The organism is Nocardia sp. NPDC051756 (assembly GCF_040681495.1).
In the GTDB taxonomy this organism is placed as follows: domain Bacteria; phylum Actinomycetota; class Actinomycetes; order Mycobacteriales; family Mycobacteriaceae; genus Nocardia.
In genome coordinates this window covers 1056279-1069631 of the sequence record NZ_JBFAYV010000003.1, presented here as the reverse complement: position 1 = coordinate 1069631, position 13353 = coordinate 1056279, and the positions used below count along the sequence as shown (strand labels likewise).

Genomic DNA, 13353 nt, shown 5'->3' with positions numbered 1-13353 from the left:
AGGCTCACGGTAGCCGCTCCCCGGCAACCCGCCCACCACATTTGCGCTGCTGCGGCTGATCCCGGCCCGGTTTTCCGGGGCGGTCCTCGACGCCGAATGCAAGCGGTTGTGCGTAAACACACTCGGCGTTCCGCAACGGGGTCACCTATGCTGGGCAAATGCCCGTAATCTCGACCTCTGCTGTCCGCACGACCGCGTTGGGAGCCGCCGGGGCGGCCGTGGCCGGAATCGGCTACGCCTCGCTGGTCGAACGCAACGCCTTCGTTCTGCGGGAGGCCACGATGCCGGTCCTCGCGCCGGGCTCGTCGTCACTGCGGGTGCTACACATCAGCGATCTGCACATGACGCCCGGCCAGCAGCGCAAGCAGCAGTGGCTGCGGGAACTGGATCGGCTGGAGCCGGACCTGGTCATCAACACCGGTGACAACCTCTCGCATCAGAAGTCGGTACCCGCGGTAGTCCAGGCCCTCGGCGGATTGCTTTCCCGCCCGGGGCTTTTCGTTTTCGGGAGCAACGACTACTTCGCGCCGGTGCCGAAGAACCCGATGAAGTACTTCAAGAAGGATCACCGCCGGGTCTACGGCGCCCCGCTGCCGTGGAAGGACCTGCGCGCGGCCTTCACCGAGCGCGGCTGGCTCGATCTGACCCACATCCGCCGGGACCTGGAGGTCTCCGGCATCCGGATCGCCACCGCCGGCGTCGATGATCCGCACCTGCACCGCGACCGCTACGACACGGTGGCCGGTGCGCCGAACCCGTTGGCCGACTTGCGCATCGGCCTGACCCACTCCCCCGAGCCACGGGTGCTCGACCGCTTCGCCGAGGACGGCTACGACCTGGTCATGGCCGGGCACACGCACGGCGGTCAGCTGTGCCTGCCCGGGTACGGCGCGCTGGTCACCAACTGCGGCATCGACCGGTCCCGGGTCAAGGGCGCGTCCAAGTGGGGCGAGCACACCCAGCTGCACGTCTCCGCCGGCGTTGGCACCTCGCCGTGGGCGCCGTACCGGTTCTGCTGCCGGCCCGAGGCGACCCTGTTGACGCTGGTCGCCGCGCCGCCGAAGCGGCCGTCCGCGGAGAGCGGACAGGGCGTGTCCACGTCGGAGGCCGTCGCCCGCTAAGGTCGCGTGCCGAGACGTGTGTCAGGCAGGGGACAACTGTGAGTGGATTCGACGACCGGCGCAACGACCCGGATCAGCAACCGTCATACGGCGCAGATCAATTCGACCCGGCCGGGTCGGACGCCGAGACCGCCGAGCAGCCGGCCCCCGCGCGGCCCTGGAAACGGGATTCGGGGTTCCACGAGCAGGTGCAATGGCCGCCGCCGGGGCAGCCTGATCCGACCGTTCAGTGGCAGCAAGGTGGGTCGGTCGCGCCTGCGCCGCCGAACTACCAGTGGCAGCCGAGTCCCGGCGGGCAAGGACAGCCGAGTGGTGCTGCCGCCCCGGCGAACTCGCAGTGGCAGCCCGGCAGCGCCGCGCCCCAGCGGCAGCCCGGCGGCACCGGTCAGCAGTGGCAGGCGCCCGGCCAAGCCGACCCCACCCTCATGGCACAGCCCCAGGCACCGCAGTGGCAGGCGCCCGGGCAAGCGGACCCAACTCTCATGGCGCAGCCCGTTTCCGGCGGCCAGGCTCAGCAATGGCAGGCTCCCGCCGCGGGCCGAGCCGACCCGACGCTCATGGCGCAGCCGGTATCCGGCGGCCAAGCGCAGCAGTGGCAGCCGCCCGCCGCGCCGGGTCAGGCTGATCCCACCCTGATGGCACAGCCGCAGGCTCGTAGTCTCAGCGAGCCCGCCGGTCTCTGGCAGCCGAGCCTCGGCACGCCGGAACCGAGCCCGAACGCGCCGGGCGAAGCGGCCCCGACCATGCTCGGCTATCCCAACGCCACCCGACTAGGCCAGCCCGACCCCGCGCTGCAATGGCAACCGGCGCCCCCTGCGCCCGCCTATGCCGCGCCGCCGGTGTACGGACAGCCCGTAGGCGGCGCGTACGCGCCCCAGAGCGGGTTCGGCGGGCCGCCGCCGCACCAGGTGCCACCCGGCCATGGCGCGGGCGGCCCACCGCCCAGCGGGCGCGGGAAAGCGGTGCTGTTGATCGGACTGGTGGTGCTGCTGGTCGCAGGCGGCGCGATCACCGCGGTGACCCTGGCCAAGCGCGGCTCCAACAACGCCGACTCGCAACGCAACTCGCCCTCCATGGTGAGCGCCCTCACCACCAGCGAGGGCGCGCCGACCCCGTCGAAAACCAGCACGGCCGCCCCGACCCCGAGCAGCAACGGCCGCCATGAGACCCCCGTCGTCCCCGGCTTCCAGGTCGTGGTCGCACCCGATCGCGGCGCGGCCTACGACGTGCCCGCGGGCTGGACCATCGCGCCGGAAACCGCCATCGGCGGGTACGGCGAGCCGCCGAACGCGGTCGCGGGCAAGGGTTATGCCAGCGACGGCAAGGGCTACTGCCCCGGCTCGACCCGTACCGCGTCCTTCCTGACCGGTTCGAAGGACGCCGATTCCGGTACCGCCGCAACCGATCTCGGCACCCGGACGGCCAAGCTCGCCTACACCGCCTCCGCCGACGCCCGCCCGGCCGCGCCGGTCCCGCTCGAATCGCTGGACGGCACGCAGCGCGGCATGTTCGTGGAGACCAAGGGCACCGTCACCCAGGCCAAGCCCGGCTGTGCCACCGCGTACTCCGTCTACACCGCCGCGTTCCCCACCGACAACGGCAGCTTCGTCATGGTGATCACCGCCGACACCGGCGTGCCCAACGCCCTCGACGCGGACACCGCCAAGCGCATCTTCACCAGCATCCGTCCCCACGACGGCTGATCAACCGCCCTGGATACCCCCTCTGAGCAGTGGGTTTAACGTCTACACCGTCCTTGTTGTAAGGTAGTCCAGGTTCGATTCACGGGGTGTGGCGCAGCTTGGTAGCGCGCTTCGTTCGGGACGAAGAGGTCGCAGGTTCAAATCCTGTCACCCCGACTCGTGGTTGAGACGAACGGTCTGCCCCCTGCCTTCACCGGCAGGGGGCAGACCCGTTTCCGGACCCTTTCACGGACGACGTTCGAGACCGACCGTGACTTACGATTACAGCGACTACCAGCTGAAGGACGGTCATCGTGTCGGAAGCGTTCGATTGGTCTTCGCCGAAGACCTACATCTTTCCCGTCGACATCGACGATTATCTGGCGATGCCGGAGGATCTGGCGCGCAACGTCGCGGTCCAGGACGGGATGGTCATCTTCTGCGAATCCGCCACACCCAACCACAACGCCGTCGCACGCAACATCGAACGCGCATTGCTCGACGCGGAAGCAAAACGTGCCTCGACGGACCCCTGCCTTCGGATCAATCGTGACGTGGACATGCTCGTCTCAGAGGTTCCACTGCACTACAAGCGCCCCGACGTCATCCTGTACCACTGCATCGACCAGCCCCGCGGGCGCTGGAAGCAAAAGCCGACCACTGCCGATACCGTTCTGGTCGTCGAAGTGGTCTCACCGACCACCGTTACGACGGACATGATCGACAAACGTGCGGAATACGCCCGCTTCGGCATTCAGCACTACTGGATCGTTCGCATGGCCAATGACGACGGCCCGGCGATCTCTGTCGAAAGGCTCGTTCTGAACTCCGATGGAAGGTACGTCTCGAGCGGTCACCGAACCCGCACGGAACCGCTCGACGCTGCGATCGAGACACTGAGCCCATTGGACGTCCGTATCACCTGGGAAGACCTCGACCTCGGCGTGGACTGATCTGCGCTATCCGCTTCGAATCCACCTAGCGAACTGGTCCTGCGACACACTCAATGGATCGGCTTCCAGTGGGCTCGGCAGGCAGCACCTGGATCCGCACCGGCCGGACGGATCGCGCTGACCAACTACCTCGCAGAATGGCTGCTGCGCTGGATCACCAACGGCCGCCGCCCCGCCTGGCGAGCGCTGGAAAGCCGGACGGTGTAGCGAAGCAGTCGATTTTGGGCAGACCTGGACGGCATACTGGGGCCGCTGCTGGGCACCCAGCGGCGAACCTGGAAAGGCAAGGCCATGAACATGACCGGCCCGCTTGCCGGAAAGACCGCCCTGATCACCGGCGCGGACACCGGAATCGGCAAGTCCATCGCCAAAACCCTTGCCGGGCAGGGCGCGCAGGTGGTGATCCAGCACCCGCACAGCCCGGAATCGGCCGCCGACGTGGTCAAGGAGATCACCAACGCCGGCGGTTCGGCGCTGGCGCTCGCCGCCGACATCGGCGATCGGGGTGAATACGCGGAGCTGATCCAGGCGCTGCTGGAGGAGTGCGGGCACTGGGATGTGCTGGTGCACACCGGTGCGGCATCGATCACCACACCGCTGCGCGAGATCTCCACGGAAGAGTTCGAGTTCGGCTTCGCCGCGCCGGCCAAGGCTGTGTTCAACGGGATCCAGCTCGCCGCGGTCCACCTCGCCGACGGCGGCCGCATCATCACCGTCGGCGGTGCGGCGACGCCCGGCAACGCCGTCGAAAACGCCGCGACGGAGGCCATCGCGGAGTTCACCCGCTCGCTCGCCACGGATTTCACCCAGCGGCGCATCGCGGTCAACGCGGTCACTCCTGGCGCGGCCGGTGCCGACAACGGCGGCCAGGGCAAGGGTGAGCACGAACCGAGTTACGTCATGGGGACTGGCACATCCGAACGCCTCGGCGCGGCAACCGAGCTCACCGACGCGGTGGCCTTCCTGGTGAGCGACGAGGCCGAAGCGGTGACCGCGCAGCACATTCGGGTGCAGGCCCCAACCGCCTGAAACATCCCATGACTGAGGCAAACTGCCGGTGAAACTCGGGCAACGCGGGCCGCTCGGCCGAACCTGATCGGCCGGTCAGCGAATGGTTCTGCGCGACCGCGAGACTCCGGCTGCACGATCTCGATCCGGATCGTGCACACCGGGTTCGCCGCGACCGAGCGAGCAAACGCTTACGCTGTGAAATATGACTCGTGTTACCGCGCAAGCGAGCACAGTGGACAGCGCGACGACGTCATCGACGCCCGTGTATCGGAATGCCGAACTTTCCGATCTCGCCGATGTCGCGGCGATCGAGGCCGAACGCTTCGGCGATCAGGCCTACCCATACTTCGTGCTGCGCCAACTCTTCGACCTGCACGGCGCCAACTGGCTGATCGTCGAGGCCGACGGCCTGGTCGTCGGCCACGTCCTGGTCGCGCTCACCCCCGACCGCCGCGGCTGGCTGCTCAGCCTCGCGGTCCGCACACACAGCTGCGGTCGCGGCTACGGGTCCACCCTGCTGGCCGAGGCGATCAACCTATGCCGCCGCCAGGCAATGCGCAGCGTCCTCATCACCGTCCGCCCGACCAACCAGTCGGCATACAACCTCTACCGCCGCATCGGCTTCGCCTGGACCGGCTACGAGGAACGCTACTTCGGCGCCGGCGAACCCCGAGATGTCCTGGAATACAAGCTAGCCAACACCTGACACCTCAATAGTCCTGCACCACAGGGAATTCCAAGCACAAACCACCGGCATCGATCCGTAAGCCACGGAACACATTGCCCCACTGCGCAACCCGTAGCCGAACTGCACCCGCCCGGTCGAGTAGCGATTTGCCGCAAATCCGAAAGCTGTTGTCGCAGCTGAGTTCACAGCGAACCAACCCTCCTCACGAGCATTGAAATGCACGCGCCCGTGCCGTGTCATCAAGGCTGTTCGCCATGAGATGCACCCGCCGAAGTTTCCCTCTCCAGCCCAGTTGCCGAGTCCGTGGCAGGTGCCCATACTCGTCCAACCCGGAGCTGACCTGACTACATTTCTCCAGGTCGAAGCGTCCTGATGTCTCTAAATTAGAGCCAGGAATCCATTTTTGTCCTAAGATTAGAGACATCAGGACATCGGAGGGCGACCCGTGCTGTACGCGACACCCGAGCTCGACTCCAACGACCAGGCTGTGCTGAGCGGCATCTATCGACGGCGCGCCAGCCTCGCGTCGGCCATGCGGGTACCCAAACGCTGGCCGGGGTTGCTGCGGCGCAATCTCATGGCCCGTGCCATCCGCGGCTCGAACAGCATCGAGGGGTATCGGGTCGAGACCGACGACGCGGCCGCGGCCGTCGACTACGAGGAAGCGCTCACCGCCGATGAGCAGACCTTCGCCGAAATTCGCGGCTACCGGCAGGCGCTCGGGTACGTGCTGACGGTGGCCCAGAGTGCGGCGCCGGTCGACGAATCCACCATCAGGGCACTGCATTTCATGCTGCTCGGCCACGATCTCGCGAAGAGCCCCGGCCAGTACCGCACCGGACCGATCTACGTGCGCGAGGACACCAGCGGCGACACCGTCTACGAAGGTCCCGGCTCGGCGTTGGTACCCGGATTGATGGCCGAACTCGCCGACGCGCTCGAGTGCGACACCGACCCGATCGTGGCCGGCGCGATGGCACACCTGAACCTCGTGATGATCCACCCCTTCCGCGACGGCAATGGCCGTATGGCCCGCGCCCTGCAGACTCTGGTCGTATCCCGCGGTGGCATCGCCGAGCCGACCTTCTGCAGCATCGAGGAATGGCTCGGCGTGAATACCGATGACTACTACCGAATCCTGGCGGCTACCGGAGCCGGCGCCTGGTCACCGGAGCGCGATGCCGGCCTGTGGGTGAAGTTCAACCTGCGCGCGCACGACATCCAGGCGCAGACCGTCGAGGGCCGGATGCATCGCACCGAACGGGCGTGGTTGCACCTCGATGAACTCGTCGGCACGCACAAGCTGCCGGAACGAGCCGCCGACATCCTGTACGACGCCTTGATCGGGTTCCGTATCCGCCGGCACGGGTATCTCAGCCGGGCCCAGATCGATGAACGAACCGCCTCCCGCGATCTCAAGGCACTGACCGACCTCGGACTGCTCGCCGCGCGCGGCGAGACCCGCGGCCGCCACTACGTGGCCGGAGCACAGCTCATAGAACTCCGATCCGTCCTCCGCGAGGAAGTGCCACGGCATATCGTGGATCCATATCCCGGGCTCAGGGCCGAATTATTGAAGCCGTGAACGAGGACATCCGTGCCGCGCGCGGTGAGGAGACTCTTACGCCTTGCTAACCTGTCGTCACATCGATGAAACGCGAGCTCCATAGCGTATACAGGTATGTCGACACGGTTGGCCACACTGGAAGATGCGGCGGGGAAGCCGTTGCGGGACGTGGTTTATGCGGCGTTGCGTAGCGAGTTGATGAATGGGGACATCAAGTTCGGGGAGCGGCTGACGGAGCCGAAATTGTCGGCGCGGTTCGGGATTTCGCGGACGCCGATCCGGGAAGCGTTGACCGTGCTGTGTTCGGATGGGTTGCTGCAGCGCGAGGAGTACGGGTTCAGCCCGGTGCGGCCGAGCATTCCGCTGATCCGGGATCTGTATGAGCTGCGAATCACGGTGGAGCTGGGCGGGATTCAGCGGGCGATGACGAATCCCGCGGTGGTCCATGACCGTGCGTTGCTCGAGGTCGAGCGCGAGGCGTGGCTGGCGTTGCGGGCCGATCCGCCGGTGCAGGAGCCCGGATTTGTCGTGCGGGACGAGGAATTCCACGTCACCTTGCTCACCGCGGCCGGAAATGCCGAAATGGTGCGGGCGCTGAAGGCGGTGAATTCACGCATCCGGCACGTCCGGATGTACGACTTCATGGTCAACAATCGCATCGAGACGACCATTGCCGAGCATCTCGGCATCCTGGATGCCGTTCTCGCCGACGACCTTCCGCTCGCCTACCGGCTGCTGCACACGCATATCGGCGAATCACTCGACGTGGTGCTGGAACGAGTCACCCGGGCCATCGCGGCGATGGCCGCCGAATAACCCCCCAACTGAATAGGGAGAAGCACGTGAGGCTGGAATTCGATACGGTGCTGGTCGCCAATCGCGGCGAGATCGCCTGCCGGATCATGCGATCCGCGAAGGCTCTGGGTCTCAAGACGGTTGCCGTCTACTCCGATGCCGACACCGGTGCCGCCCATGTCGAAATCGCCGATGTCGCAGTACGTCTCGGACCCGGCCCGGCCGCCGAGTCCTACCTGCGCGCAGACCTGGTGATCGAGGCGGCGCTGGCGACCGGCGCGGGCGCCATCCATCCCGGTTACGGATTCCTCTCGGAGAACGCCGATTTCGCCACGAAGGTGGCCGAGGCCGGTCTGCGGTTCGTCGGCCCGACACCGGAGCAGCTGCGCGTCTTCGGCGACAAACACACCGCGCGCGAAGCCGCACGGGCCGTCGGCGTTCCGCTCATCCCCGGCAGCGGCCTGCTCGAATCGGCCGAACACGCGGTCGAGGAAGCCGCTCGAATCGGCTACCCGGTGATGCTCAAGGCGGTCGGCGGCGGTGGCGGCATCGGCATGCAGGCCTGTTTCGACGCGGACGAACTGCGCGCCGCCTACCAGCGCGTACAGCGCCTGGCCGCGACGAACTTCGCCTCGACCGGCGTCTTCCTGGAACGCTTCGTCGCACGGGCCAGACACATCGAGGTTCAGCTGTTCGGTGACGGCAACGGCCGCGTGGTCAGCCTCGGCACCCGGGACTGCTCGCTGCAACGGCGCAATCAGAAGGTCCTGGAAGAAGCACCCGCACCCGGCCTCAGCCCCGAGCTGACCGATCAATTGCTCTCGGCATCAAGGGAACTCGCCCGATCGGTCGGCTACCGCTCGGCCGGAACGGTGGAGTTCGTCTACGACACCGAACACGGCACCGCCTCGTTCCTGGAGATGAATACCCGCCTGCAAGTGGAACATCCGGTAACCGAGGCGGTGACCGGCGTCGACCTGGTCGCCTGGATGCTGCGCCTGGCCGGTGGCGACACCTCGATGGTGGACGAACAGCCGGAGAGCGGTCCGCCGATCACCGGCTGGGCCGTCGAAGCCCGGGTGTACGCGGAGGATCCCGGCCACGACTACCGCCCGAGCGCCGGATTGATCACCGCCGCAGCCTTCCCCGTGGAGACCTACACCGGCGCCACCACCGCGAGCGCCGCGCCGTACGGCCTCCGCGTCGACACCTGGGTCGGCACCGGCACCGAGGTCAGCCCGTACTACGACCCGCTGCTGGCCAAGGTGATCGCGACCGGCGACAGCCGCGACCACGCCTTCGAACGTCTCACCGGCGCGCTCGCGGACTCCCATATCTACGGCGTGCAGACCAACCTGCCCCAATTACGCCAGGCGACCAGCGATTCGCGGGTGCTGCGCGCCGAGCACATCACCACGACGCTGGCCGAGATCCGCCCGGTCGGTCGCCGCATAGACGTACTGCGCGGCGGCACCATGACGACGGTGCAGGACTACCCGGGCCGAATCGGCCTCTGGCAGGTCGGCATTCCACCGTCCGGCCCGATGGACGACCTGTCGTTCACCCTCGCCAATACCGCGGTCGGCAATCCGGTCGGCGTCCCCGCACTGGAATGCACGCTGCACGGCCCGCAACTGCGCTTCTCCGACACCGCGGTGGTGTGCGTGACCGGCGCGCCCGCTCCGGTCACGGTCGACGGAGAACCCGCACCCATGTGGCGGCCGATCACCGTGCCGGCCGGTTCGGTGCTCGACCTCGGCACACCGACCGACTCCGGCCTGCGCACCTATCTGGCGGTGCGCGGCGGCATCGACGCCCCGCTCTACCACGGCAGCGCCGCCACCTTCACCCTCGGCGGCTTCGGCGGCGTCACCGGCAAAGCCGTTGTGGCAGGCGATGTTCTAGGCCTCGCCCCGACCGACGAGAACACCCTGGGCGCCCCGGCCGAGGTGCCGGAACACGAACGACCCGACTTCACTCACGACTGGCAGCTCGCCGTCGGCGAGGGACCGCAGACCTCCCCTGCCTATTTCACCGACGACGACATGACCCAGTTCTATACGCACCCTTGGCAAGTCGGCAGCCACGCCAACCGCACCGGCATCCGCCTCGAAGGACCCAAACCGACCTGGTCGCGCACCGACGGCGGCGACGCCGGTCTGCATCCGTCCAACCTGCACGACAACCCGTACAGCGTCGGCACGTTGAACGTTTCCGGCGACACCCCGATCCTGCTCGGCCCCGACGGTCCCAGCCTCGGCGGCTTCGCCTGCCCGCTGACCGTGGTCTCGGCGCACCGCTGGAAACTCGGCCAGCTGCGACCCGGCGACACCCTCCGGTTCGTGCCGGTCACCGACGACGAAGCCGTCCTGCTGCGCGAGTCGAACAGCACCCGCGCGCACGATATCGTCCCGAATCCGCTTGCCGCACTGCGTGATCACGGAATTCTCGGGGCCATCGCCGGTGACGGCGATCGCCCGCGCGTCGCCTACCTGCGCGGTGGCGACGACAACATCCTGGTCGAATACGGCGACATGGTGCTGGATCTGGGCCTGCGCATGCGCGTCCACGCGCTGGCCGAGGCGCTGGCGGACACCGGCCTGCCCGGCATCCTCGACGTCACCCCGGGCGTCCGCTCGCTGCACATCCACTTCGATCCCGAAGTGCTGCCGCAATATCGGCTGCTCGGCACCCTGCACGAGATCGAACTCGCCCTCCCCGCGACCACCGACCTGGTGGTGCCGAGCCGCACCATCCGGCTGCCGCTCTCGTTCGACGATCCGTCCATCGCCGAGGCGATCGACCGCTACCGCAGCGGAGTTCGCGACACCGCCCCGTGGCTGCCGTCGAACACCGAATTCATCCGCCGCATCAACGGACTCGACAGCGTCGACGACGTGCGCGCCACCGTGTTCGACGCGGAATACCTCGTGCTCGGCCTCGGCGACGTGTATCTCGGTGCGCCGCTGGCGGTTCCGCTCGATCCGCGGCATCGCCTGGTGACCACCAAGTACAACCCGGCCCGCACCTGGACACCGTCGGACGCGGTCGGCATCGGCGGCAAGTACCTGTGCGTCTACGGCATGGCCTCGCCCGGCGGATACCAGCTGATCGGCCGGACCGTGCCGATCTGGTCCAGCTACCGGCAGTCCGCGCCGTTCGAGCCGGGCACGCCCTGGCTGTTCCGGTTCTTCGACCGCATCGTCTGGGAGCCGGTGAGTGCCGAACAACTGCTCGACCACCGCGAGGCGGCCAAGGCGGGCCGGTTCGACGCGGAGGTCAGCGACGGCACCTTCGCACTCGCCGATCACCTGGCGCTGCTGCGCGCGGAGGCCGAGTCGATCGCCGAATTCACGGCCAAGCAGACCGCCGCGTTCGAGGCGGAGAAGGCGGCCTGGCGCGCGGCGGGCGAATTCGACCGCCCCGCGGCGACCGCGTCCGTCGCCGAGCAGGCCGACGATCCGCTGGCCGGGATGCCGCCCGGCGCGACGGTGGTGACCGCGCCGATGATCGGCAATGTCTGGCGGGTGGAAGTCGAAGCGGGACAACGACTTACGGCGGGAGCGCCGATCGCCGTGCTGGAAGCGATGAAACTGGAACTGCCGGTGCACAGCCCGGGCGCAGGCACGGTTCTGAAGGTGCTGGCCACGCCAGGCGCCAAGGTAGAGCCGGGAACCCCACTAGCAGTGATCGGAGTCGACTGAATGGCCGCCGGCGATCTAGGCAACACGACACTACCCACCGAACGAGTGGCCGCCGCTTATCGGCGGATCGCCGAGGTGGATCGACCCGAGGTGTGGATCACGCTGCGCCCGGAGAGCGAGGTCGCCGCCGACGCGGCGGCCGTGGAACGGCAGCTCGCCGACGGTGCTTCGCTGCCGCTGGCCGGCGTGCTGGTGGCGGTCAAGGACAACATCGATGTCGCCGGGCTGCCGACGACCGCGGGCTGTCCCGAATTCGCCTACACCCCAGAGGTAACCGCGTCCGCGATCGAGCGGCTGGTCGCGGCGGGCGCGATCGTGCTCGGCAAGACTAACCTCGACCAGTTCGCCACGGGACTGGTCGGCACGCGCAGCCCCTACGGTGCGGTGCGGAACGCGTTCGATCCCGAGCTGATTTCCGGCGGTTCCAGTTCGGGTTCGGCGGCCGCGGTGGCGCTCGGCCTAGCCGATATCGGAATCGGCACCGACACAGCGGGTTCCGGCCGGGTACCCGCGGCCCTGCACGGAATCGTCGGCATCAAGGCCACTTTGGGCATCATTCCGGCGCACGGCGTCGTGCCCGCCTGCGTGGACTACGACGCGGTCACCGTCTTCGCCACCGACCTCACCGATGCGGTGGCCGCCGCCGCGGTGATGTCGGGCTCGGAGCCGCGTGATCCGCGCAGTCGCAGCTGGCCGGCCGACGTCCGGCTGGCGGCGCCGCTGGCCGCGCGAATCGCGATCCCGCGCGCCGCCGACCTCGTCGCGCTCAGCGAGCCGTATCGGGAGGCGTTCGCGCGGACCGCCGCGGTGGTCGCGGATTCCGGCGCGAAGATCGAGGAGGTCGACATCTCCGGTCTGCTCGACGCCGCGCTGCTGCTCTACGACGGCGCGATCGTCGCCGAACGCTATGCCGCGGTGGGCGCCTTCCTGGAAACCAAGCCCGCCGGCGCAGACCCCACGGTCGCCGCCATCATCGAATCGGCCGGTGTCACAACCGGTCCCGCGTTCGTCGCGGATCTCGACACCCTGGCTCGCGCCCGGGCGTCGGCCGCCGAACTGCTCGACGGTTTCGACGCCTTGTTGCTGCCGACCACCACCGAACACCCGAGTATCGCTGCGGTACAGGCAGACCCGATCGGCATCAACCGACGCCTGGGCACCTACACCAACTTCTGCAACCTGCTCGACATGGCGTCCATCGCGATCCCCGGCGAACTCACCACCGATGGTGCGCCTTTCGGCGTCATGCTGGTGACACCCGCGTTCACCGACCAGGTCGCCATCGATCTCGCCGCCCGCATAGTCGGCACCGAGCCCGCGCCCCTGCTGGTCGAACGCGGCGTCGACCTGGCCGTATTCGGCGCACACCTGCGCGGTCAACCCCTGCACTGGCAGCTCGAACAGATCGGCGCCCGCTTCGCCGGAGATATCCGCACCACCGACGCCTACCGCCTCACCGCCCTGGACACCACGCCGCCGAAACCCGGACTCGTCCGCCATGGGGACGGCCTCGGCGCGCCCATCCTCGGCGAACTCTTCCGCGTCTCCGAAGCGGGACTCGGCAGCTTCCTCGCCGCCCTCCCCGCCCCCATGGCGCTCACCAGCATCGAATTGTCCGACGGCCGTTCGGTGATCGGCTTCGCCTGCACCTACGACGCCGCCCGTACCGCCGCCGACATCACCGCTTACGGCGGTTGGAAGGCCTATCTGTCTCGGTAGCGCCGCCCACCACAGAGCGAATGCCGCAGCCCACGATCGATCAGCGGGCTGCGGCATTCGTATGTTCTCGCCTAGTTCTCTCACTACCTGCTGTCCGATCGCTATGGGTTAAA

The 13353-nt window shown here is 67.9% G+C and carries 9 protein-coding genes and 1 tRNA gene; all 10 read left to right on the top strand.

What is annotated here, in order from left to right:
- The first annotated feature begins 158 nt into the window (after positions 1-158).
- The 10 genes from AB0M22_RS16460 (at position 159) to atzF (ending at position 13240) form a co-directional block, all read left to right on the top strand.
- A complete protein-coding gene (locus tag AB0M22_RS16460; protein ID WP_364726608.1) occupies positions 159-1121 on the top strand; it encodes a metallophosphoesterase in 963 nt (320 codons plus the stop codon).
- Between the two features lie 38 nt (positions 1122-1159).
- Positions 1160-2824, top strand: coding sequence for a hypothetical protein (locus tag AB0M22_RS16455; RefSeq protein WP_364726605.1), 1665 nt, complete (start codon positions 1160-1162; stop codon positions 2822-2824).
- Positions 2825-2906: 82 nt separating this feature from the next.
- A tRNA-Pro gene (locus AB0M22_RS16450) sits at positions 2907-2980 on the top strand.
- Between the two features lie 137 nt (positions 2981-3117).
- Positions 3118-3756 carry a Uma2 family endonuclease gene (locus AB0M22_RS16445; RefSeq protein WP_364726602.1) on the top strand — a complete coding sequence of 213 codons (639 nt, stop codon included), beginning with the start codon at positions 3118-3120 and terminating at the stop codon, positions 3754-3756.
- Between the two features lie 291 nt (positions 3757-4047).
- The gene (locus AB0M22_RS16440; RefSeq protein ID WP_364726599.1) at positions 4048-4785 is read left to right on the top strand and encodes an SDR family oxidoreductase; all 738 of its coding nucleotides are present in this window, start codon (positions 4048-4050) and stop codon (positions 4783-4785) included.
- Positions 4786-4969: 184 nt separating this feature from the next.
- Entirely contained in the window at positions 4970-5473 is a 504-nt protein-coding gene (locus AB0M22_RS16435) for an N-acetyltransferase (RefSeq protein WP_364726596.1), read from the top strand.
- A gap of 427 nt (positions 5474-5900) precedes the next feature.
- Positions 5901-7040: a Fic family protein gene (locus tag AB0M22_RS16430; RefSeq protein WP_364726593.1), complete on the top strand. Its 1140-nt coding sequence runs from the start codon at positions 5901-5903 to the stop codon at positions 7038-7040.
- Between the two features lie 96 nt (positions 7041-7136).
- Complete coding sequence (locus AB0M22_RS16425) at positions 7137-7838, top strand: GntR family transcriptional regulator (protein WP_364726591.1); 702 nt, start codon at positions 7137-7139, stop codon at positions 7836-7838.
- A gap of 26 nt (positions 7839-7864) precedes the next feature.
- Complete coding sequence (gene uca, locus AB0M22_RS16420) at positions 7865-11521, top strand: urea carboxylase (protein WP_364726588.1); 3657 nt, start codon at positions 7865-7867, stop codon at positions 11519-11521.
- On the top strand, positions 11522-13240 hold the full coding sequence (gene atzF / locus AB0M22_RS16415; RefSeq protein WP_364726585.1) for an allophanate hydrolase: 1719 nt from the start codon (positions 11522-11524) through the stop codon (positions 13238-13240).
- Positions 13241-13353 lie beyond the last annotated feature (113 nt).